The sequence below is a fragment of the Mucilaginibacter sp. P5_A6 genome, assembly GCF_056400585.1.
The window spans coordinates 38,909-61,126 of record NZ_JBFUKZ010000003.1 but is presented as its reverse complement, the minus strand read 5'-3'; the positions used below and the strand labels follow the sequence as shown (position 1 = coordinate 61,126).

General features: G+C 41.1%; 21 protein-coding genes and 4 tRNA genes. 21 read left to right on the top strand and 4 right to left on the bottom strand.

Going from position 1 to position 22,218, the window contains the following annotated elements:
- Positions 1-23: 23 nt before the first annotated feature.
- The 3 genes from AC1DO4_RS04400 to AC1DO4_RS04390 are packed head-to-tail and all read left to right on the top strand — an operon-like array spanning position 24 to position 2,148.
- A complete protein-coding gene (locus tag AC1DO4_RS04400; RefSeq protein WP_477413327.1) occupies positions 24-698 on the top strand; it encodes a DUF4397 domain-containing protein in 675 nt (224 codons plus the stop codon).
- A gap of 10 nt (positions 699-708) precedes the next feature.
- The gene (locus AC1DO4_RS04395; RefSeq protein ID WP_477413325.1) at positions 709-1,446 is read left to right on the top strand and encodes a DUF4397 domain-containing protein; all 738 of its coding nucleotides are present in this window, start codon (positions 709-711) and stop codon (positions 1,444-1,446) included.
- A 45-nt stretch (positions 1,447-1,491) separates the two neighbouring features.
- The gene (locus tag AC1DO4_RS04390; protein WP_477413323.1) at positions 1,492-2,148 is read left to right on the top strand and encodes a VTT domain-containing protein; all 657 of its coding nucleotides are present in this window, start codon (positions 1,492-1,494) and stop codon (positions 2,146-2,148) included.
- A 13-nt stretch (positions 2,149-2,161) separates the two neighbouring features.
- Here the strand turns inward: AC1DO4_RS04390 and AC1DO4_RS04385 are convergent, their stop codons facing one another.
- The 3 genes from AC1DO4_RS04385 to AC1DO4_RS04375 all read right to left on the bottom strand — a co-directional run bounded on the left by AC1DO4_RS04385 (position 2,162) and on the right by AC1DO4_RS04375 (position 4,652).
- Entirely contained in the window at positions 2,162-2,851 is a 690-nt protein-coding gene (locus AC1DO4_RS04385; RefSeq protein WP_477413321.1) for a TapB family protein, read from the bottom strand.
- Between the two features lie 82 nt (positions 2,852-2,933).
- Positions 2,934-3,848, bottom strand: a complete 915-nt coding sequence (locus AC1DO4_RS04380; protein ID WP_477413319.1) for a zinc dependent phospholipase C family protein — start codon at positions 3,846-3,848, stop codon at positions 2,934-2,936.
- Between the two features lie 45 nt (positions 3,849-3,893).
- On the bottom strand, positions 3,894-4,652 hold the full coding sequence (locus tag AC1DO4_RS04375; protein WP_477413317.1) for a class I SAM-dependent methyltransferase: 759 nt from the start codon (positions 4,650-4,652) through the stop codon (positions 3,894-3,896).
- Between the two features lie 220 nt (positions 4,653-4,872).
- On the opposite strand from AC1DO4_RS04375, the gene rpsT reads away from it, so the two are divergent.
- The 8 genes from rpsT to AC1DO4_RS04335 all read left to right on the top strand — a co-directional run bounded on the left by rpsT (position 4,873) and on the right by AC1DO4_RS04335 (position 14,960).
- Entirely contained in the window at positions 4,873-5,127 is a 255-nt protein-coding gene (rpsT, locus tag AC1DO4_RS04370) for a 30S ribosomal protein S20 (protein ID WP_477404479.1), read from the top strand.
- An 87-nt stretch (positions 5,128-5,214) separates the two neighbouring features.
- Complete coding sequence (gene radC, locus AC1DO4_RS04365) at positions 5,215-5,913, top strand: RadC family protein (protein ID WP_477404477.1); 699 nt, start codon at positions 5,215-5,217, stop codon at positions 5,911-5,913.
- A 180-nt stretch (positions 5,914-6,093) separates the two neighbouring features.
- A complete protein-coding gene (pheT, locus tag AC1DO4_RS04360; RefSeq protein ID WP_477413315.1) occupies positions 6,094-8,493 on the top strand; it encodes a phenylalanine--tRNA ligase subunit beta in 2,400 nt (799 codons plus the stop codon).
- A 105-nt stretch (positions 8,494-8,598) separates the two neighbouring features.
- A complete protein-coding gene (locus AC1DO4_RS04355) occupies positions 8,599-8,889 on the top strand; it encodes a hypothetical protein (protein WP_295717229.1) in 291 nt (96 codons plus the stop codon).
- 20 nt (positions 8,890-8,909) lie between these two features.
- Positions 8,910-9,200, top strand: coding sequence for a cell division protein ZapA (locus AC1DO4_RS04350; RefSeq protein ID WP_184550619.1), 291 nt, complete (start codon positions 8,910-8,912; stop codon positions 9,198-9,200).
- Between the two features lie 227 nt (positions 9,201-9,427).
- Positions 9,428-10,990, top strand: a complete 1,563-nt coding sequence (gene rny, locus AC1DO4_RS04345; RefSeq protein ID WP_477404473.1) for a ribonuclease Y — start codon at positions 9,428-9,430, stop codon at positions 10,988-10,990.
- Between the two features lie 68 nt (positions 10,991-11,058).
- The gene (locus AC1DO4_RS04340; protein WP_477413313.1) at positions 11,059-11,604 is read left to right on the top strand and encodes an Mpo1 family 2-hydroxy fatty acid dioxygenase; all 546 of its coding nucleotides are present in this window, start codon (positions 11,059-11,061) and stop codon (positions 11,602-11,604) included.
- 101 nt (positions 11,605-11,705) lie between these two features.
- Complete coding sequence (locus AC1DO4_RS04335) at positions 11,706-14,960, top strand: TonB-dependent receptor (protein WP_477413310.1); 3,255 nt, start codon at positions 11,706-11,708, stop codon at positions 14,958-14,960.
- A 142-nt stretch (positions 14,961-15,102) separates the two neighbouring features.
- On the opposite strand, the gene AC1DO4_RS04330 is transcribed toward AC1DO4_RS04335, so the two are convergent.
- The gene (locus AC1DO4_RS04330; RefSeq protein WP_477413308.1) at positions 15,103-16,857 is read right to left on the bottom strand and encodes a lysophospholipid acyltransferase family protein; all 1,755 of its coding nucleotides are present in this window, start codon (positions 16,855-16,857) and stop codon (positions 15,103-15,105) included.
- A 79-nt stretch (positions 16,858-16,936) separates the two neighbouring features.
- Between AC1DO4_RS04330 and AC1DO4_RS04325 the strand changes: the two genes are divergently transcribed.
- The 10 genes from AC1DO4_RS04325 to AC1DO4_RS04280 all read left to right on the top strand — a co-directional run bounded on the left by AC1DO4_RS04325 (position 16,937) and on the right by AC1DO4_RS04280 (position 22,183).
- Complete coding sequence (locus AC1DO4_RS04325; protein WP_477413306.1) at positions 16,937-17,632, top strand: ComEA family DNA-binding protein; 696 nt, start codon at positions 16,937-16,939, stop codon at positions 17,630-17,632.
- Entirely contained in the window at positions 17,629-18,156 is a 528-nt protein-coding gene (locus AC1DO4_RS04320) for an adenine phosphoribosyltransferase (RefSeq protein WP_477413304.1), read from the top strand. The genes AC1DO4_RS04325 and AC1DO4_RS04320 overlap by 4 nt, the downstream gene beginning before the upstream one ends.
- Positions 18,157-18,444: 288 nt before the next feature.
- Entirely contained in the window at positions 18,445-19,623 is a 1,179-nt protein-coding gene (locus tag AC1DO4_RS04315; protein ID WP_477413302.1) for an acyl-CoA dehydrogenase, read from the top strand.
- A gap of 166 nt (positions 19,624-19,789) precedes the next feature.
- Entirely contained in the window at positions 19,790-19,981 is a 192-nt protein-coding gene (gene rpsU, locus AC1DO4_RS04310; protein ID WP_259088615.1) for a 30S ribosomal protein S21, read from the top strand.
- An 88-nt stretch (positions 19,982-20,069) separates the two neighbouring features.
- The gene (locus AC1DO4_RS04305; protein ID WP_477413715.1) at positions 20,070-20,981 is read left to right on the top strand and encodes a tyrosine-type recombinase/integrase; all 912 of its coding nucleotides are present in this window, start codon (positions 20,070-20,072) and stop codon (positions 20,979-20,981) included.
- 13 nt (positions 20,982-20,994) lie between these two features.
- Entirely contained in the window at positions 20,995-21,342 is a 348-nt protein-coding gene (gene hpf / locus AC1DO4_RS04300) for a ribosome hibernation-promoting factor, HPF/YfiA family (RefSeq protein ID WP_477408645.1), read from the top strand.
- 238 nt (positions 21,343-21,580) lie between these two features.
- Positions 21,581-21,653, top strand: a tRNA-Thr gene (locus AC1DO4_RS04295).
- A gap of 66 nt (positions 21,654-21,719) precedes the next feature.
- Positions 21,720-21,800, top strand: a tRNA-Tyr gene (locus AC1DO4_RS04290).
- 141 nt (positions 21,801-21,941) lie between these two features.
- A tRNA-Gly gene (locus AC1DO4_RS04285) sits at positions 21,942-22,014 on the top strand.
- Positions 22,015-22,111: 97 nt separating this feature from the next.
- Positions 22,112-22,183: transfer RNA gene (locus AC1DO4_RS04280), tRNA-Thr, on the top strand.
- Positions 22,184-22,218: the final 35 nt, after the last annotated feature.

The following is a 22,218-nucleotide window of genomic DNA, read 5'->3' as shown; positions in this document are numbered from 1 at the left end:
CAGTTATATAGCTTATAATTAATATGGATACCAGGATAAAGGTTTTGTTTTTTATTGCAGCTGTGGCATGTTGGGCATCCTGTAAAAAAAGTGACGATGCAGCCGCAACCACATCAACAACCAGTGTTAATTTAATTAACGCATCAGCAAACAATATTAATTTTTATTTAAACGGAACCCGCATTAATAATACCACTACCTATTATCCAGGCGGAACATTGGGCTATGTTGATATTTTAGCCGGAACACAAAATTACTCGGTCAAGATCAATAATAATTCGGTTCCGTCGTTTAGTAAATCGCTCAATTTCAGCGCAGATTCGGTATACTCCTTATACGTAGCCGGGGCAACCGAAAATGACATTTTTAAAACTACCGATGTATTGGTTGCCGATACCGGTGGTAAGGCAAAGCTCCGGTTTGTAAATGCTTCGCCCGATGCAGGTACACTTGATTTAAAGTTTGAGGGAACACTAAACGCGACAAAATTTACAGGCATTGGTTATAAAACAACAACAAACTACGTATTGGTTGATGCAGACACGGTTTATCTGGCTGTTTATCAGTCATCGGCGCCAACAATAGCCGTTCGCCGCGATACCGTAATATTAACCGGCGGGGGTATTTATACCTATTTTGGCTATGGCAGTATAAAGAGCGCCACAAACCTGGGTACCGGCCTTATAACTAACAAATAAAAGTACGTTAATGACTAATCAGAATAAAAGCGGTTTATTGGTTTCATTGTTTATGTTTACGATGCTGGTAATGCTGATACCTTTTATATCATCATGCGGCAAAGCAAAAACCAGCTCCGGATTAAATACGCAGTTGCAGATCATTAATTTATCTTCGGATGTAGGCGCTTTATATTTATACCAAAATACAGTAAGGGAAAACAATACTACCTATACTTACCCCAGTAATTCGGGTTATTTTTTCCTGAGCACACTAACACCTCCACTACAACTGCGTACCGCTACGGCAGCTCCGGTAAATATTCCTTTTCAAATTGATACTGCTTTAAGGGGCAACTCAAAATATACCTTGTTCATCACCGGTTACCTGGCCGATAGCTCGATTAAAAACTCAATCTTATCGCTGGATACCGCCACCGTGCCGCCTATAGGAAGGGGGAAGATAAGGTTTGCACATACTTCTCCCGGATCAGCCAATCTTGATCTGCGGGCAAACGATACACTGGCATTTAGCAACCGCACGTTTAACACCCTATCGCCATATATTGATATACCTACGGGCAATTATAATTTCACCATAAACGTACACACCACTCCTTCAAAAATTGAGTATACCTTAAAAAATGTAACTGTTCTTGATGGGCGCGCTTATACTATTTATACCCAGGGAATTGTGGGACGTACAGATTCTGTTGCTTTTGGCGCGGCGGTTTTAACCAATAATTTATTGATAAAAGCTGCGCAATAGTGGCAATTCTTTTTATATCCCTATTTTTGGGCAAAATTTAAAAAAGTGGAAATAATAAAAAGCATCATCGATTTTATACTGCATATTGATAAACACCTGGTACAAATAACCAGCGCATACCAGGGCTGGACATACCTGATATTATTTGCTATCATTTTTGCTGAAACAGGTTTTGTAGTTACCCCATTTTTACCCGGCGACTCTTTACTGTTTGCTGCAGGCGCCCTTATAGCCGGCGAAAAATCGGGCCTTGATATTTATTTGCTAACTATTATACTGATTATAGCAGCCTTTGCCGGCAATACCGTAAACTACCTGTTGGGCAACTATTTAGGCGCCAGGGTATTTAAAGAGCATAATAAGATATTAAAGTTGGAGTATTATTTAAAAACCAAAGCCTTTTTTGACAAGCACGGCGCAAAGGCGGTTATCTTCAGCAGGTTTATGCCTATTATCCGCACTATTGCACCTTTTGTGGCAGGTGTGGGCAGGATGCCGTTTTTAAAGTATAGCCTATACAATATTATAGGTGGCGCTTCCTGGATCATTGTTTTCCTTTTTGCCGGATTATGGCTGGGTAAGGTTCCGTTTTTTGAAAAGAACTTCTCACTGGTTGGTGTCGCCATCATCCTTATATCTATTATTCCACCAATTTATGCGGCTATAGCTAACAGGAGTGTTAAGGAACGCGTTGTTCAATAATTGGGTACGGATGCTAATTGATAGCTTCAAGTGTCATCCGGCCTATCATTTTATCACCCTTATAGCTTTCTGATTTTACAAAACGACCAAGTTTGGGCGAGTACCATTCTGTCGTTTTTATATTAAAAGGGATCCCGATGCCCATCATGGTCATTTTAAAATTAACATCATAGGTTATTTTAAAGCAATCAAAACTGCCTGCCGGAGTGCTTACGTTTTCGGTTTGCTCAACATTACGGTTAACAATATTGAGTTGCATGTTCCCCATTTGCTGACCGTTGTTGCCAATGTTAATAGTTACAGTTCCATCATCCAGTTTTTGGCCTGCTTTAAGATCAACAGGGTAGGTAAGGTATTTAGCATCGCCGGTCATTTGCATATTGCTGAACTGCTTCATCGATGAGGCCGGTATAAATGCCTTCATATCCATTTTAATGGATTGCCCTGCGCATATTAATTCTGAATCGCCCGTGCCGATAGCCTTATTTGCCTTATCAAACATTTCGGTATGAACAGTCGCCGTTGATTCATCTTTTTTTGTGGTACTGTAAATAAATTTTCCCAGTGCTTTGCCATCGGCATTTTGGTTGGAGTAGGTGAGCTTTTTGCCATTAAGGGTATTAATGAACTGGCTGCAGGTTTGGGCCGATACCAATTGAAGGCAACCTGCCAGCAATGGTATGATCAGAATTAGCTTTTTCATGTGGATACGGTAATTTAAGACTAATTAAAGTTACAAAATTTGCAGCTGATATAATCCTTTTTACAATCGTAATAACACGGTTTTAATTTACGGGATCTACGTATTTTAACTTTTTGATGTTGACTGTAACAGAAGGCAGATCTGGCTGCCCCGCATCAACCCATGCCGAATACCAGAAGCTGCCAACAGAAAGTATGGATGCCCTCATTTGCCGTTCAATCATGCCCTTCAACATTTTTTGATAGGCCAGGCTATAAGTTTCCGAGTAATCTTTTATTTCTCTTTTGCCATGCAGTACCATGCTGTACTTTTTACCGGGAGGGAAGTTTTTGCTTAATACGCGTTCAAACCGCAAAACCGAATCAACACTTTTAAATGATACCCGGCAAATCCTGAAAGCCTCGGCCAACGGATTTTCAATATAACGGGCCTTGCCGGCTTTTAAATTATACTTATCACTAAAAAGCTCGGGTATGCGGCTTTCCCATAGGGCGTGTATGCCGGTTTGGCCGGTTAGCTGTCCGTTGTAGTTTTGTGTAAGATGCAGCGGCACATGTGCATCCGCAATGTAATGGCCCAGGTTTGCCGATGTGTTGAGAATGGCTGTGGTATCATGGGCTTTAAATGCCCTCACCAGTTTGTAATACTGGTATTGTATGGTCCAGGGAACTGTGCCATATTTAGCTAATGTATCGGCAGTATATTTTGCCGCGGCATCCTTCCATTTCTGTGGCATGGCTGTCCATGGTTTTTTACCATAATGGTCGGCATCAAAAAAGTGCCTGGGTATCTCCGAAGAATCTACATAGCGGCGTTTATCGGCGCTTACAGCGTGTTCAACAATGTAATTGATATTGGCCTTGTAAAAAACCGCCATGCCCTTAGGTAGGGTGTAAACGGCCATGCGGTTAATGCGATAATGGGCGAAGAAGCCCCAGGAGGAGCAGAGTATAATTAAACCGATACCCGATAAGCTTAAAACGATAGCCCGCTTCATGAGGGTAAATATGGGTTTAAGTTTTGAGTTTTGAAGCACAGTGAACTACAATTTCCCTACATAAACCTTCGTATCATAATTGATCGTAATAAAATCATCCTGCTGGTACTTGTCAAAAAGATCTTTAAGATCGGCCATCATAGGTTCATAACCTGCCTCATCCTTAGCCGGCATATAGGATGATGAAAGTAACCGGCCTGCTAACCCGTTAAAATCAAATACCTGTTTGTTTTGAAATACCTCCAGCTGAAATGGTTCGGGATTAAAAAAAGCGCCGATATGCCCGTCATCAATATTACGATGATCCACCTTAGCGTAGTCCCTGCCATGATTAACTATCAAACGGTCATATTCTATTTCAAAGGCCGATTGCGTTTTTCTTTCGTTCCATATCAGGGCAACAATACCACCGGGTTTTAAGATCCTTTTAAATTCAGTTTTCGTTTTTTCAGCATCAAACCAGTGGAAGGCCTGGCCGGCTATAATAAAGTCGATGCTGCCGGTCTCCAGTCCGGTGTTTTCGGCGGTGCCGTTCATCGCTTTGAAGCCCGGATAGTTGCCCAATAGTTCAACCGCCTTTTCGCGCATTTCCTGGTTGGGTTCAACGGCGATAACTTTGTATCCGGCATCCAGGAATAAGGCGGTGGAAATGCCGGTACCAGCCCCAATATCGGCGATGAGTTTGCCGGTGGACAGTTCATAATTATCTTCCAAAAATTCCACAATTGTTTTGGGATAGTGTGGGCGGTACTTTACATAGTCGTTTACCCGGTTGCTAAACCTGGTTGTGCTGTTGTTGGTCATGGCAAATTGAACTGGTTTAACTTTATTGGTATAAAAGTGGATTTTTGTTGATATTGTTTACACGTTCCTTGATATTTTTGAAATAAATCCCCTTATTTTTAATTGAATCGAAGCTAATCAACCAATAAACTAATTTGAAAAAACTATTTGCAATAATCAAATTATCACCCTATATTTGCAGTCCTTAAAATAAGTAGAAAAAGAATAACAAAGCTATACGATGGCAAATCATAAATCATCTTTAAAAAGAATCAGGTCAAACGCTGCGAAGCGTCTGCGCAACAGGTACCAGGCTAAAACAACCAGGAACGCTATTAAAAAATTAAGAAACACTACAACTAAAGCTGATGCTGCTGCATTGTTAGGTAAAGTGATTTCTATGCTTGATCGTTTGGCTAAAAAGAATGTTATTCACAAAAACAAAGCTTCAAACAATAAATCGAAGCTTACTAAATTTGTAAATACTTTAAGCTAACATTCAGCTTTTCAAGATATAAAAAAGGGGATTGTGCCATTGGTACGATCCTTTTTTTGTTTCCATGCTTTTTCATACTTTAATGCCGTGGAAAACTACGAAAATAAAATAGGTATAAAATCATGGGCCGAGGCCGACCGTCCGCGCGAAAAACTAAGCGGACAAGGGAGGCGGGCATTAACTGATGCCGAGTTGATCGCCATCCTCATAGGCTCGGGCAGCCGTAATGAAACCGCCGTTGAGCTCAGCAAGCGCATCCTGCATCATTACGAGAATGATCTGAATAAGCTGGGCAAGGCTTCCATCAGCGAGTTATCTAAATTTAAAGGGATAGGAGAGGCCAAGGCTATCTCTATTATAGCCGCTTTGGAGATTGGCCGGCGCCGTAATGACAGTGAGAGCCAGGCCCCGGATTATATTAACTCCAGCCGCGATGGTTATAACATTATGCGCCGCCATTTGATGGATTTGAACCACGAGGAATTTTGGATCATATTACTGGGGCGTTCACAAAAGGTATTAGGGAAAGAACTCATTAGCAAAGGTGGCTTGGCATCTACCGTATGCGATCCTAAAATTATTTTTCATGCAGCCCTGCAATACCAGGCCAGCGGACTTATCCTGGTACATAATCACCCATCGGGCAACCTGAAACCAAGCCAGGAGGATGTGATGTTAACCAAAAAGATAGCCACAGCCGGTAGAATGCTGGATATTGGTGTGTTTGATCACCTTATTATTACCGATAATGGGTATTTTAGTTTTGGAGACGGGGATTTGATGTGATTTGAAAATTTGATGATTTGAAAATGATTAAAATAGTTAATTATTTGTATCAGGAGTTGGGATAATAATTTTCAAATCTTCAAATTGCCGAATTCTCAAATTATAACAGCCAAATAAATCCCAAATCCGAAATCCCACATCCGAAATCTTTATATCTTTGCCGATTATCATTTCTGAATAATGAAGATATCGTATAACTGGCTTAAAGAATTTATTGATACCGATAAAACTCCACAGGAGATCTCGATCATACTTACCGGTACCGGTTTGGAAGTTGAGAGCCTGGAAAAAGTTCAACCCATCCCCGGCGGATTGGAAGGCCTCGTGATTGGTTTTGTAAAGGAGAGTGTTGCACATACCAATTCAGATCACCTGCATGTTACCAAGGTTGACGTAGGAGGCCCTGAAGACCTGCAAATTGTTTGTGGCGCTGCTAATGTGGCTGCCGGGCAAAAAGTGGTTGTAGCCACTGTAGGCACTACCATATACCCGACTGTAGGCGAGCCATTCGCTATAAAAAAATCAAAAATCCGTGGTGAGGTATCTGAAGGGATGATTTGCGCCGAAGACGAGATAGGCCTGGGAACAGATCATGCGGGGATCATGGTGCTTGATGCTGATGCCGTAGTTGGCACATTAGCAAAAAACTATTTCAAACTGCATGATGATTATATGTACGAGATAGGCTTAACCCCTAACCGTGCTGATGCCACCTCGCATTTGGGTACCGCCCGTGATATTGCCGCGTTTTTAAAGATCGGCATAAAAAAACCCGACGTTAGTAACTTTAGAGTTGATAACACCAGCAGAACTATTGAGGTTGTGGTTGAGAATGGGCAGGCAAGTCCGCGTTATTCCGGGGTAACTATAAGTGGTGTTGAGGTTAAAGAATCACCAAAATGGTTAAAGGAAAGACTGGCTGTTATTGGTATCCGTTCTATTAATAATATTGTGGATGCTACCAACTATGTGCTGCATGAGCTTGGTCAGCCGCTACATGCTTTTGATGCCGATGAGATAAAAGGCAACAAAGTGCTGGTTAAAAACTATGCTGAAGGAACAATTTTTAAAACGCTGGATGATGTTGACCGTAAATTATCAGAGAATGACCTGATGATTGGAAATGCTGAAGAGCCAATGTGTATTGCCGGAGTTTTTGGCGGCGCTCAATCAGGGGTTAAATCATCTACTAAAAGTATTTTCCTGGAGAGCGCTTATTTTAATTCGGTGTCTGTACGTAAAACTGCTAAACGTCATGGTTTAAAAACCGATGCATCGTTCAGGTTTGAGCGTGGTACCGATCCGGATATGACGGTTTTTGCTTTGAAACGTGCGGCTTTGCTAATACAGCAGGTTGCGGGTGGTAAGGTATCTTCAGAAATTTCTGATCATTACCCTGCGCCGGTAGCACCTTTTGCTTTTGAGGTAACTTATAAAAACATCGACAGGCTGATTGGCCAGGAAATTACGCATGGTGAGATCAAGGCGATTATTGAGGCGCTTGACATTAAGATAGTGAATGAAACTGCGGATTCACTGTCATTACAAGTGCCCCCATACCGTGTTGATGTAACCCGCGAGGTGGATATTGTTGAAGAGATCCTGCGGATTTATGGCTACAACAATATTCATATTCCTACCCAGATCAGGGCTTCATTGAACAACTCACAAAAGGCTGAGAAAGATACGGTGCAAAACCAGATCTCGGATCTGCTGACCGCTAATGGCTTTAATGAGATCTTATCAAACTCATTAACTAAGTCGGCCTATTCAGATAACCTGGATGTTGCGGTAAAGATCCTGAACCCATTAAGCAGCGACCTTGATGTAATGCGCCAGAGCCTGCTTTTCTCGGGCCTGGAGGCTATCGCCTACAATCAAAACCGTCGTGCAGCCGATTTGAAGTTTTATGAATTTGGTAAGGTATACAGCGTTAAGGACGATAAATACAGCGAGGTTCAGCGTTTCTCTGTTTTTATTACCGGCGCTGCTGCAGCCGAGCAATGGAATCAAAAACTTAAGGCTGTTTCGTTTTACAACATGAAAGCTATTGTTGATGGTATTTTACAACGTTTAAGCATTACCGACCTTGTTGTTGAAGATGCTACCTGTAGTAAGTTAGCTTTTGGGCTTCAGTATATGCTAAATGGCAGGCAGCTGGTTAAGTTTGGCGCTGTTGCTGCAACTGCTTTGAAAAAAACTGATGTAGACAAAGAAGTATTTTATGCTGATTTTAATTTCGACATGGTACTGGCAGCGGTTCGTAAAAATGTGATAGTTCACCAGGACGTTCCCAAATTTCCGGCGGTAAGGCGCGATCTTTCTATGCTTATTGATAAAACGGTATCATTTGGTCAGCTGAAGCAAATTGCACAGCGTACCGAGCGCAAGCTTTTGAAAGAAGTAAGTGTATTTGATGTTTACCAGGGCGATAAATTGCCTGCCGGAAAAAAATCATATGCGTTGAGTTTTATCATACAGGACATTGAAAAAACCTTAACCGATAAAGCCATTGATTCCATAATGCAGAAATTAATTTATAATTTAGGAAAAGAAGCAGGAGCGGAGATTCGCAAGTAATCATTGAATTACTGAATTATCAAATTGGTGAATAAGTTTTCGCTTTTTTATTAAATCAGTAAATAAATTCAATAATTCAGTAATTCGACAATTCAATAATTAAAAATGCCTTCAGTAGCAGAACAGTTAAATAAGATAGTTGAGAAAACCGAGAGGTTGATTGAGCTTTGTGCTGCTTTGCAGGAGGAAAATGACTTGTTGAAATTGGAAAGTGAAGCGCTTACTGTTGCACTTGATGCAAGTAAAAATAAGACGAAAGACCTGGAAGAAAAGCTTCGTGTATTGAAACTTGCAAAATCATTTTCGGAAACAAATGAAAAAAGTGTTGACATTAAGCAAAAAATTAACGACTTTGTGCAGGAAATAGATAAGTGTATTGTATTATTGAAAAAATAGTACAAAAAGTGAAAGGCTCAATGGGAGAAATCTCAATAAAAATAAATATTGCTGACAGAGTTTACCCCTTAAAGGTAAACATGGAAGAAGAAGAGATAATACGCAGGGCGGCCAAGCTAATTAACGACCGGATAAAGGAATATCAGGAAAATTATGCAGTGAGGGATAAGCAAGATCTGCTTTCGATGTGTGTGTTGCATTATGCAACCTCATCATTAAAGGCCGAGAAAAAGGTTAACGTTGAGGACACCGACGTTGCTGAAAAGGTTTACCAGTTAGACCATTTGCTGAACGAATTTTTTTCGAAGTAATAAACGTTCTTTACATATACAGAGCACATTTAAGATTTAACCGCAGTTAAATTTTGGGTTTCACTATTAAAAACTTAACGCTTCAATATGAGCGGATCAAAGAGGCATGCGTTACTACAGGTACTAACGTAACCCATGATTCCAATATCCGAAATGAAGTTTTTCAATACATGATACTTAAAAGTTAGTTGCGGTTTTTTTATATACATACATACCAATAACCTAAAATGGACATATTATACATAATCATCGGGCTGTTGCTTGGCATAGGCCTGGGCATAGTCATCGGTCGCTTCCTGCTAATGAAGCTTTTTAAAGACCAGGAAACATCGGCACAAAATAAAGTGAAGAAAATATTAAAGGATGCTGAAAACAATGCCGAGATCCTGAAGAAAAACAAATTACTTGAAGCAAAAGAGAAGTTTTTACAAATGAAAGCCGAACATGAGCAGGAAGTAACCAACAAAAATAACAACATTAACCAGCGCGAGAACGGTGTTAAACAAAAAGAGCAATCATTAAACCAGCGCCTGGAGAACATGAACCGTAAGGAGAATGAGCTGGATAATACCCGTAAAAACCTGGAGAAACAAACCGAAATTGTTGTTAAAAAACAAGAGGAAGTTGAGATTTTAAAGAACTCGCATGTTCAACAATTGGAAACTATCGCGGGTTTATCTGCCGATGATGCAAAAAATCAATTGATAGATACTTTGCGCGAAGAAGCCCGTTCTAAAGCCATGATCCAGATAAAGGATATTGTTGATGAGGCTAAGCTTACTGCTACCAAAGAGGCTAAAAAGATAGTTATCCAAACCATCCAACGCACCGCTACCGAAAGTGCTATCGAGAACACGGTATCAATTTTCAATATCGAGAACGATGAGATCAAAGGCCGTATCATCGGTCGTGAAGGTCGTAACATCCGTGCTTTGGAGGCTGCAACCGGTATCGAAATTATTGTGGATGATACCCCGGAAGCTATCATCTTATCGGGCTTTGACCCGGTAAGGCGCGAGATTGCAAGGCTGGCCATGCACCGGTTAGTAACAGACGGACGTATACACCCTGCCCGGATTGAAGAGGTTGTTGCAAAAACCAAAAAGCAAATTGAAGAAGAAATTGTAGAGATAGGCGAACGTACAGTGATTGACCTGGGTATTCATGGTTTGCATCCCGAGCTGATCCGGATGGTTGGCCGTATGCGTTACCGCTCATCTTACGGGCAAAACCTGTTACAACACTCGCGCGAGGTTGCCAACTTTTGCGCCACTATGGCTGCCGAATTGGGCCTTAACGTAAAAATGGCCAAACGTGCCGGCTTGCTGCATGATATTGGTAAAGTGCCTGATGATAACCCCGAGCTGCCGCATGCTATTTTGGGTATGCAATTGGCCGAGAAATATAAGGAACATCCTGAAGTTTGTAACGCCATCGGTGCTCACCATGATGAGATCGAAATGACGTCGATGTTATCGCCAATCATCCAGGCTTGTGATGCTATATCTGGCGCTCGTCCGGGTGCCCGCCGCGAGGTTGTTGAAAGTTACATCAAACGTTTGAAGGAATTGGAAGAGCTGGCTATGTCATATCCGGGTGTCGAAAAAACATTTGCTATACAGGCCGGCCGCGAACTGCGTGTTGTGGTTGAAAGCGAAAAGATAAGTGATGCCCAGTCAGAAGTATTGGCTGCAGATATATCAAACCGTATCCAAACCGAGATGACCTATCCGGGCCAGATAAAAGTTACCGTGATCAGGGAAACCAGGTCGGTAGCATTTGCCAAGTAATTTGTTAATTAAAAATTAATACAACCCTTTCGGCTATTAACCGAAAGGGTTTTTATATTTACAATAAAATGGCTTCAAAGAAAATATCAGGCAACGGGAAAAGCGGCATGCAAACAAAAGCTGATGTCAATCGTCCGGTTGATGTTTATTTTGCAAAATATGCCGAGAGTCACCAAAATTCAACAAATGAGTGGATACATTTTATTTGTATTCCGCTTATTGTATTTAGCCTGCTCGGATTAATCTGGTCTATTCCGTTCCCATACCTCAAATTTTTAGGTACTTATAATGGGGTATTTAACTGGGCATCGTTTTTAATTGCCTTTAGTATTTACTACTATCTTAAGCTTTCGCCTATATTATCGTACCTGATGTTATTTGTGCTGTTTGGCTTTAGTTATGCTATTATTGGGATAGAGCAGTGGCACAAAACCGGTGGCCCGGCATTGTGGCTGGTTAGTTTAATTATATTCCTGGTATCATGGGTTGGGCAATTTATAGGGCATAAAATTGAAGGAAAAAAGCCTTCGTTTTTTGAGGATATTAAATTTTTGCTCATAGGCCCAATATATCTGCTCCATCTGATACTTAAAAAACTTTCTGTTAAGTACTGATTACCTTTTGTACTTAATGTTAACAATTGGTATCAAATATAATCTTGTGTTAACATTACTTTAATATTGTAGCCCAACCTTTGTGGAATAAATAAACACAAATGAAAAAGCTTTACTTTATTCTTTTATCACTGCTGATCATCGGGGTTGCAAATGTTGCAAATGCGCAAATTACTACCTCTTTAATTAGTGGAAAAGTTACCGACCAAAAAGGTGCTACATTGCCTGGTGTAACTATTACTGTACTTAATACAAGTACCGGTACCCGTTACGGCGCACAAACCAATGGCGATGGTCGTTACACAATTGCCAACGTTAACCCAGGTGGTCCTTATACCATCGCTGCTTCTTTTGTTGGATTTAAAAAAGACGAAAGAGCAGATATTACCTTAAGTTTAGGTACAACCACGTACAACTTCGCGCTTGCCGATGAAACCACAACCTTATCGGAAGTGAAGATTAAAGGAACAGCCGGTGGTACAAAAACAGGTGCAAGTACCCGCATCAACCAAAATCAAATCAAAAACCTGCCTTCTATTAACCGCAGTTTACAGGATTTAACAAGGTTAACACCTCAAAGCAACAACAACTCCTTCCAGGGAACCAACTACCGTTACAATAACGTAACACTGGATGGTGCCATCAACAATGATGCGATTGGTTTCAGCCCATCATTAGGTGGTCAGAGTAATGCATCGGGCCAGGTTGGTAGCAGTACACGTACAAGCCCTGTATCATTAGATGCTATACAGGATATACAGGTATTGGTTGCCCCTTATGATATTAAAATTGGTAACGTATTGGGTGGTAGTATAAATGCTGTAACCCGCAGCGGTACAAATGATTTTTCGGGCGCAATTTATGGTTACGGCCGTGGTGCTTTTTTGGTAGGTCCAAATAATGCTTCTGCTGCTGCTGGTGGCGATGGTTCAAAAATACCTACTACATTCCACGATTACCAAACCGGTATCCGTTTAGGTTTCCCTATTATTAAAAACAAGTTATTCTTCTTCACTAACGAAGAAATTGCCCGCCGCCAGGATCCGGTTATCCGCGGTGCTGATGCAAGTGGTTCAAGCCAGATCCTTAGCCTACAGGACGCTAAAAACCTTACAACTGCTTTCCAGCAATTTACTGGTGGTTTAAGTCCGGGTACTTATTCAAATAGTTCAATCTACTCGCGCTCAAACAAGTTCTTTAACCGTTTAGATTGGAACATCAACGATAATAACCAGTTAACTATCCGTAACAATACCATCACCTCAACAGCTACAAACTTAGAGCGTGATCAGCAAAACTTCCGTTTTGGGGGTATTGATTACGTATCTCATAACAACTCAACGTCAACTGTTGCCGAGTTAAAATCAAGGTTTTCAAACAGCGCGAGTAACAGTTTAGTAATAGGTTACTCAAATGTTCATGACTACCGTGACCCTACTTCAGATCCTTCGTTACCGCAAATTGAAATAACCGGCCGTACACCTGGTACTACCATATTTATGGGTACCGACCGTGAGGCTGCTATATTTGATATGCACCAAAAAACCACAGAGTTTACCGATAACTTTACCTTAACAAAGGGTAAGCACACATTTACTTTTGGTACACACAACGAGTTTTATAACATTACTTACAACTTTGTAAACTCATGGAATGGCCGCGTTGCCTACAGCAGTATAGAAAACTTTATAGCAAACTCACCATCGCGTGTTCGTGCTAACTTTAACTATACTAATAATAATCGTGATTACATTTTCGCTAATCCATCAGCTAAATTTAAAGTTAACCTGATGAGTTTATACGGTCAGGATGAGATACAAATTACCGACAATTTTAAATTGACTGCAGCTTTACGCCTGGACTATGCCGGTATACCTAATAAACAGCCATTAAGCACTAAAACTACAAATGCTCCGGTTGATTTAAACTATGGTAATAGTTTTACCTACACTAAACCCCGCGATATCAAGCAAAATTATTTGAACAACGTAGAGATTAATCCTCGTGTATCGTTCAATTATGATGTAAATGGCGATCAAAGCTTAATTGTACGTGGTGGTAGCGGCTTCTTTACCGGTCGTGTTCCTTTTGCATGGTTTGGTTATGCGTTTTACAACAATGGTGCTACTTATGGTGCTTATGATAACAAATCAGCTCAAAAGCCACTTACAAATCCTGTTTCAACCTCGCCAAATGGTCGTTTAGATTACGTTAACGCACAAGGCTTTAACACTGCCGCTACCGGCCCAACCCAGGTAGATTTAATTGACAACAAATTTAAAATGCCACAGGTTTGGAGAAGCAGCTTAGCTTTTGATTATACTACTGATGACCAATGGAAATTTACTTTAGAAGGTATTTATACTAAAACCATTCACGATTTAAAGTTCCAGCAGGTAAATACTAAGGATAGTGCAACTTATTATGCTTACGACACCCAGCACCAACAGCCAATATTTGTAAATCAAAAAGTTAACTCATCATATACCAATGCTTATGAGTTATCAAACACCAGCCTTGGCTACCGTTACAGTTTAACCGCACAAGTAGGTAAAACCTTTCCTTTTGGCTTAAGCGGTAATGTTGCATATACTTACGGGCATTCAAAAGATGTAACCAATGGTATCCGTAACTCAATGGAATCAAACTGGCAGTTAAACCAGGCTTTAAATCCTAATAACCCAGGTTTGGCCAACTCAAACTTTGATACCCGTCATCGCATTGTTTCAAACATCAWTTTAAGGCATGATTGGGATGCAGCTAAAAACTTTACAGCCAATTTCAGCTTCTTCTTTAGCGCTCAATCTGGTAATCCATACACTTATGGTTTTTATCCAAGTGCAATCGACGGAACCGGCCAGCAAGTTAGCTTAGCATACATCCCTAAACATGGTGAAACAGTTAATTTCTTTACTGATGTAATTGGTGGACAAACTGCTGTTCAGCAAGCAGCAGCTTTTGATGCATTTATTGATAAAAACAGCTATTTATCGTCACGTCGCGGAAACTTTACCCAACGTAATGCTGCTTTTACACCATGGAATAATGACTTAGATTTCCGTTTTTCGCAAGACTTTAAATTTGGTAGTGGTAAACACAAACAAGTGATTACTTTCACTTATGATATTGTTAACCTTACTAATTTGCTGAATAAAAAATGGGGACAGTATTATTTCTCAGCCAATACTTTCAATTCAACATCAAGCATTGGTTTAACGCCAAAAACTACGCCTGCATTTGGTGCAATGTCAACAAGCTATCCAAAATATGCTTTTACAGATCCTGGATTGCCATATTCTGTTGACTTGTTCTCTTCACGCTGGCAAATGCAGTTTGGTATACGCTACGCATTCTAATATTACCAAACACATCATATAAAAAGTCCCTGCAGGTTTATATCCGGCAGGGACTTTTTGGTTGTGTGATCAACAAAAACACCCCAGCGGGCAGGCCGATGGGGTGTTTTTGTTTTGGAGATACGATATTTAGGATACTATCCTACAAATTTTTACCCAGCTTATCTAATATATCCTGCGGCACTTGTTCCAGGTCGAGCACCAGGAAGCCATCAAGACAGTCGGCAAATTTAGGGTCAATATTAAAGCTGATGATCTTGGCGTTAAGGGCGATATATTGGCGTAGCAGCACAGGGACTTTCATATTACGTGTTTCTACTTCCGATATCAGGTTATCCAGTCCTTTAAAAGTATCCTCGCCAGCCATTAGCAGGTCGGTATCTATCTTTGCAAAATCGACCTTAAATTTTTTACGTGGTTTTACATATTGCGCCAGTTCATGATCAAAGTGATTACGGTTAATGTAATCAACAATTAATGATTTGGAGAATTTTGAAAACGAGTTGCTGATACTCACAGGGCCTATCAGGTACCTGTATCTTGGGTTATCTATCAGGAATTTCAGAATGCCCTTCCACAACAGGAACAGGGGTAACGGTTTGGTTTGATATTCCTTACGGATCCATGACCGTCCAAGTTCCAAACTTTTGCGCAATACCGGGGTAAACTGGGTTTTAAGTTTAAAAAGTTCGGTGATATAAAAGCCCTTTTTGCCCACGCTATAAAATATCTCGTCGCCCAAACCTATGCGGTAAGCGCCTACTATCATTTTGGCCTCAAAATCCCAGATGAAAAGGTGGTTATAATAAATATCATACTCGTCAAGGTCGATACTTTTATTGGTGCCTTCGCCAATTTCTCTGAAAGTTACTTCGCGCAGGCGGCCTACCTCACGTATCACGTTTGGGATAACCGAGGTTGGTACAATAAAAACTTCGTAGTTCTTTTCTGTCCATACCTTATAATTATCACGCAACGGCGCAATTTCCTTTTCAAGTATTGCCGAGTCTATTTCGGGTACAATATCGGTTGGCAGCCGTTTTATCTTAAACAGGTTGCGCGGGTTGAAGATCTTCTTTTCCTCCTCAAGGCCGGTACCTAAAGCATAGGTACGGGCGCGTAAAAAATTGAGCAGCTTGGCCCCGTTATTATAATCGGGCACTTCAAGTACGTTGATGGGTTTACCTATGCGAAGTTTAATTGTATGCCCGTGCTTGTTAAACAATTCTGAGGGTAATTTAGCTGTACGCAGGGCCGGATGTATGAGGCTTAATAAATTAAAAAGCAAGCCGTTATTACCGTGGAAATATATAGGCACAATGGGAACCTTGGCCTTCGCTATTATTTTACCTACTACTGGGTGCCACAAACGGTCGGTTACCTGTTGCTGCTCAACCTTAAAGGTTGAAACCTCGCCGGCCGGGAAAATGCCTATTGGAGTACCGTTATTTAACAGCTCGAGGGTGTTTTTCAGGCCGCTAATGCTTGATGAGTGTTCAACATTTTCAAACGGGTTTACGGCAATAAAAAAGTCGCTGAGGTTGGGTATTTTCTTGAGCAGGAAGTTGGCCATTAATTTGGCATCCGGCCGTACTGTTAGCAGCATTTTTAGTAGTACCAGTCCCTCTATGCCACCATATGGGTGATTGGCTATGGCGATAAAGCTGCCGGTTTTTGGTATATGCCTTAAGTCGCGTTCATCAAATTCAATATCAATACCGCAGCCTTCTAAAATAGCATCAATAAATTCAATACCTTGTTTGGGCTGGGCCTGGGCAAACAGGTCGTTAACCTGGTTAATTTTCATGATCTCCATCAACAAAGCGGCCAGGCCAGGCATTTTCAGCTTATCAAGTTTAGTGGCTTTGGCAAACTCTTCGGTGGTTATTACTTTCATTTTTTAAATAACAATGTATTTGGTTAACAAATAAATATCCTGAAATTTTATTTACTTTAACGCCCGATAATTCATATAAATGAAGGCGCATATTAAAAACTACTTATCCATTACAAAAAAAGAGTGGAACGGAATGGTAGTATTAATTATTTTAATTGCATTGGTTTTGGCCGCGCCATATGTTTACCAGGCAAACCGCAAAGATAACACAATAAACTTTAATGATTTTGATAAAGCTGCCGCGATATTGGGCAAGACTAAAGATACAGTTAAAGGTAACTATTCGCCTGTAAAATCTTTAAAAACCACAACAGCCGGTTTTAACGCCAATGGTTTACCTGCAAATTATCATTATACCAAAAAGGCTGCGCCCGGCGAAGTTATAGAAATAAACAGTGCCGACTCGGCCAGGCTTACCATGATCCGTGGGATAGGGCCATCGTTTGCAAGGCGGATCACCAGGTACAGGGTGCGTTTGGGGGGCTTTTACAGTAAGGAACAGTTGAAAGAGGTATTTGGTATTGACGAAGCTAAGTATGCCGAAATTAAGGATGGCATTGCTGTAGATGGCAGGCACATCATCAAACTAAACGTTAATACGGCCACTTTTGACCAGTTAAGACGCTTCCCTTACCTTAGTTTTAAGCAGATGAATGCCATATTGGAATACCACAATCAACACGGCGATTATGAGTCGGTAGCTGATTTGAAAAATATTGCCATACTTGATGACGGAATTTTGCGTAAAATTGGACCTTATTTAGTTTTTAAATGATTACCGAGCAAATAAAGAAAGCCATACGCGATATTCCAGACTTCCCTAAGCCGGGGATAATTTTTAAAGATATAACCCCCATTTTGAAAGACCCTGTCTTGTGCGATAATATTATCAACGCCTTTGTGGAGCAACTGAGGGGTACCCGCATAGATGTGATAGCAGGCATAGAAAGCCGGGGATTTTTGTTTGGACTGACTTTGGCCACCAAACTGGGCATCCCGTTTGTGCCTATCCGTAAGGCTGGTAAGTTGCCATTTACTATTAAGCAGCGGGCTTACAAGCTGGAATATGGTACCGCAGTAATTGAATGCCATACAGACGCTTTTGAACCCGGTCAGCATATCCTGATCCATGATGACCTGCTGGCTACAGGGGGTACAGTAACAGCCGCCTGTGAGCTCATTGAAGAAATGGGAGGGATAGTAGCCGGTTTTTCTTTTGTGGTTGAGCTTGGTTTTTTAAAGGGCCGGGAGCGGATAGCACCTCTCAGTGATACGCTGGTTGCCCTGGCAACGTATTAAGCGAAATAGCCGGGTGTTCGCTTTTACCTAAGTATCTTAAAAAAGGCGAAGTTACTGTAATTATTACTGCCGATTGTCGTTTTTTGGCAGTTTACACGGTGTTTTTTACTTAGCCTTAATATTAATTGAAAATATTTTCAACTCTTTTTTAAACTCAAAAACAAGCCTGTTTCAACTAAACCTAAAATTCATACCAGATACCATTTTGTACTTCTATTCGGGTGTGTTTTTGACAAACAAGCTGATAATTAAATCGTTAAATTTGTATAACCAGTTATATAAATTAGTATGGAAACTTTACTTACAGACGGTCCGACAATAGGCGGATTCGACTTTTCTATGAACGAAAACCAGCACCTGGTAGGCCAGATGGCCAGGGATTTTGCCGAACGGAATATTAAACCTCATGTAATGGAATGGGACGAGGCGCAGGTTTTTCCTATTGACCTTTTTAAGAAATTGGGTGAGCTGGGTATGATGGGCGTATTTGTGCCCGAACAATATGGCGGCTCGGGCTTTGGTTATTTTGAATATGTAACCGTTATTGTTGAAATAGCCAGGGTTTGCGGCTCTATAGGTTTATCTGTGGCGGCGCATAACTCACTGTGCACCGGCCATATCCTTGCTTTTGGCAACGAAGAGCAAAAAATGAAATGGCTGCCCAAACTGGCTACCTGCGAGTGGCTGGGCGCATGGGGACTTACGGAAGCCAACACCGGGTCTGACGCATTAGGGATGAATACTACCGCCGTGCTGGATGGCGACCACTATATAGTTAACGGTTCAAAAAACTGGATAACACACGGCAAATCGGGCAATGTGGCTGTGGTAATGGTGCGCACCGGTAAAAAGGGCGATTCGCATGGAATATCGGCACTGGTTATTGAAAAAGGTACGCCCGGTTTTACCCATGGCAAAAAAGAAAACAAGCTGGGCATGCGCGCCTCAGAAACCACCGAACTGATCTTTGATAATTGCCGCGTGCCCAAAGAAAACCTACTGGGTGTTGAGGGCGAAGGCTTTAAACAGGCCATGAAGGTACTGGATGGCGGTCGTATTTCTATAGCAGCATTATCATTAGGGATAGCCAAAGGCGCCTTTGATGCTGCGGTGGCTTACTCTAAGGAGCGTAAGCAGTTTGGTCAATCTATCAGCAGCTTTCAGGGGATTGCCTTTAAGCTGGCCGATATGGCAACAGAGATTGAAGCATCGGAACTGCTGGTTATGCAGGCCGCCGACCTGAAAAACCGCCACCTGCCGGTAACCAAGCAATCGGCCATGGCCAAGTATTTCGCATCAGAAACCGCGGTGCGGGTGGCTACCGAGGCGGTACAGATCTTCGGCGGTTATGGCTATACCAAGGATTTCCCGGTTGAGAAATACTACCGGGATGCCAAGCTTTGTACAATAGGTGAGGGGACAAGCGAGATACAGAAGATTGTGATTAGCAGGGAAGTGTTGAAGTAAGATGGTATCACGCTTTTTATATGTGATGGGCCAAAATCGCAAATCGCCACGCATGCAGCAAACTACCTACCTAATCAACCCAATCAACTATTTTCCCTTACCTATTTGATATTCAAAACCAAATAGTTAACTTTGCCCTCCCTTGAAAGGAGGTATTTAGGAAATTATGATCATTATTAACGTAAAAGACGGCGAATCATTAGACAAAGCATTGAAACGCTTCAAAAAGAAATTTGAAAAAACAGGTGTTTTAAGAGAACTACGCAGTCGCCAGGCTTTTGAAAAAAAATCTGTAACCCGTCGTCATGTTGTTAAACATGCCATCTACAAGCAAAATATGAATATCGAAACTGTTTAATTCCCTCAAAAGAATTTTTTCAGATTTTCCGACACTATATTAACAAAACTATTTGTACATTCATTCTCTGGATGTTCAAATAGTTTTTATGTTTTTAGAGCGTTTTATCCAATATATTAAATTCGAAAAGCGGTACTCGCCACACACGGTATCTGCTTATCAGTCAGATCTGGATCAGTTCATGCTCTTCCTTAACAACCCTGGTAATGCCAAAGTTGTTCCCGAACTCATAATTACCCATCCCGACCAGATCAGTTACCACGACATCCGCAACTGGATGGTGGAGCTTATTGACCAAAAACTTACGGCTCGGTCTGTAAACCGTAAGATGGCCACCCTGCGCAAATATTTTAAGTTTTTACTGCAGGAAGGAGTAATTGCGCAAAACCCGGCATCAAAAATCCGCTCACAAAAAATACCAAAGCAACTACCGGTTGTGGTTGAAAGTGGAAGCCTTACTCAAATGCTCGATAACGATATTGTTACAGATGATGATTTTGAAGGCTTACGGAACAAGCTGGTGGTTGAAATGCTGTTTGGTACCGGCATGCGCCTGGCCGAGCTTTTGGGCCTGAAAGACAGCGATATTAATGATTATGAAGGTACACTAAAAGTGCTTGGCAAGCGTAATAAAGAACGCATTATCCCCATCAATACCGAGCTGCGGATTTTGCTTGGGCGATACCTGGAATTAAAGAAAAATCAAAATTTTAATAACAATTCCGTAATGTTAATCGTTACAACTAAGGGTGCCGACGCATACCCCAAACTAATTTATTTGATAGTGCAGAAATACCTCGCCAACATATCAACCCAGAATAAAAAGAGTCCTCATGTGCTAAGGCACACATTTGCAACGAGTTTACTAAACAACGGAGCCGACCTGAACTCCATTAAAGAGCTTTTGGGCCACGCTAACCTTAGCGCGACCCAAATTTATACGCATAATTCAGTTGAACGATTAAAGTCTATTTACAAACAAGCCCATCCAAAGGCGTAATTAAGGAGGAAACATGAAAATTACAGTGCAATCAATTCATTTTACCGCAGACAGAAAATTATTAGATTTTATTCAAAAAAAGGCTGATAAGCTGGATACATTTTATGACCATATTATTAGCGGCGAAGTTTACTTAAAGCTTGAGAATGTGTTAGATGAGGCAAACAAAATTGCCGAGATCAAGCTATTGTTGCCGGGTAACCAGATCTTCGCAAAAGAGAAATGCAAAAGTTTTGAAGAGGCAACGGATTTAGCAGTTGAAAGCCTGCGCAAGCAGATTGAAAAGCATAAGCAGAAGAAAACTATTGCCGATGCTGCCGCCAAAAAGGTGATATTAACGGAAGTAGAAGAGGGATTTTAATATAAAAAAGGCCATTTTTTGGTAAAAATCGACGGGTTTACAGCCCGTCGATTTTTTTTGATAAAAAATTTTGCAAAGGGTGAAATTTTTGTAGATTTGCAATCCCTTTCAGAGAGGTGCTGACCGCAGCAAATTTTTGTGAAGATTGTTCTTTAAAATATAAAAAAGCTTATTAGTTTTGCCGCTCGATAAAAGGAGCCATAAAGGTTTCAATAATTGAAAGGCTAAATAAATATAAGCCTCCTTAGCTCAGCTGGTAGAGCGACTGACTTGTAATCAGTAGGTCATTGGTTCGATCCCGATAGGAGGCTCAGTTTTTTTCGGAAGTGTAATGTTTAGCTTCAACTTTGAACATTGCAAATCCGAAATCAACTAATGGGGAGATACCAGAGCGGTCAAATGGGGCGGACTGTAAATCCGCTGCTTCGGCTACGAAGGTTCGAATCCTTCTCTCCCCACTTATTGAGTAGGCAGTTTTCAGTTTTCGGATAACAATTAAAGTTATCAGATGATTGAGGACTGCTAACTCGATTAAAAAAGGTTACGGATTTGCATTATCGGGTTAGTATAMTGAAAACTGCAAATGGAAAACTAAACAAGCGGAAGTAGCTCAGTTGGTAGAGCGATAGCCTTCCAAGCTATAGGTCGCGAGTTCGAACCTCGTCTTCCGCTCGGTTGGTTCATTAGTCGGTTAGTTCATTTGTTCATTAGCAGCAGCTGCAAAAGACCAATGAACCAATAAACGAGTGAACTAATGAACAAAAAATAAGCCGACGTAGCTCAGTGGTAGAGCACTTCCTTGGTAAGGAAGAGGTCATGGGTTCAAATCCCATTGTTGGCTCAATAGCGTAAAAGAGAATAAAGAATAACATTTTT

Coding starts and splice junctions, on each gene's coding strand:
- AC1DO4_RS04395 (WP_477413325.1), top strand. CDS start 709: ATGACTAATCAGAATAAAAGCGGTTTATTGGTTTCATTGTTTATGTTT.
- pheT (WP_477413315.1), top strand. CDS start 6,094: ATGAAGATATCGTATAACTGGCTTAAAGAATTTATTGATACCGATAAA.
- rny (WP_477404473.1), top strand. CDS start 9,428: ATGGACATATTATACATAATCATCGGGCTGTTGCTTGGCATAGGCCTG.
- AC1DO4_RS04385 (WP_477413321.1), bottom strand. CDS start 2,851: ATGAAAAAGCTAATTCTGATCATACCATTGCTGGCAGGTTGCCTTCAA.
- AC1DO4_RS04380 (WP_477413319.1), bottom strand. CDS start 3,848: ATGAAGCGGGCTATCGTTTTAAGCTTATCGGGTATCGGTTTAATTATA.
- AC1DO4_RS04340 (WP_477413313.1), top strand. CDS start 11,059: ATGGCTTCAAAGAAAATATCAGGCAACGGGAAAAGCGGCATGCAAACA.
- hpf (WP_477408645.1), top strand. CDS start 20,995: ATGAAAATTACAGTGCAATCAATTCATTTTACCGCAGACAGAAAATTA.
- AC1DO4_RS04350 (WP_184550619.1), top strand. CDS start 8,910: ATGGGAGAAATCTCAATAAAAATAAATATTGCTGACAGAGTTTACCCC.
- AC1DO4_RS04305 (WP_477413715.1), top strand. CDS start 20,070: ATGTTTTTAGAGCGTTTTATCCAATATATTAAATTCGAAAAGCGGTAC.
- AC1DO4_RS04400 (WP_477413327.1), top strand. CDS start 24: ATGGATACCAGGATAAAGGTTTTGTTTTTTATTGCAGCTGTGGCATGT.
- AC1DO4_RS04330 (WP_477413308.1), bottom strand. CDS start 16,857: ATGAAAGTAATAACCACCGAAGAGTTTGCCAAAGCCACTAAACTTGAT.
- AC1DO4_RS04315 (WP_477413302.1), top strand. CDS start 18,445: ATGGAAACTTTACTTACAGACGGTCCGACAATAGGCGGATTCGACTTT.
- AC1DO4_RS04355 (WP_295717229.1), top strand. CDS start 8,599: ATGCCTTCAGTAGCAGAACAGTTAAATAAGATAGTTGAGAAAACCGAG.
- AC1DO4_RS04320 (WP_477413304.1), top strand. CDS start 17,629: ATGATTACCGAGCAAATAAAGAAAGCCATACGCGATATTCCAGACTTC.
- AC1DO4_RS04375 (WP_477413317.1), bottom strand. CDS start 4,652: ATGACCAACAACAGCACAACCAGGTTTAGCAACCGGGTAAACGACTAT.
- rpsT (WP_477404479.1), top strand. CDS start 4,873: ATGGCAAATCATAAATCATCTTTAAAAAGAATCAGGTCAAACGCTGCG.
- rpsU (WP_259088615.1), top strand. CDS start 19,790: ATGATCATTATTAACGTAAAAGACGGCGAATCATTAGACAAAGCATTG.
- AC1DO4_RS04325 (WP_477413306.1), top strand. CDS start 16,937: ATGAAGGCGCATATTAAAAACTACTTATCCATTACAAAAAAAGAGTGG.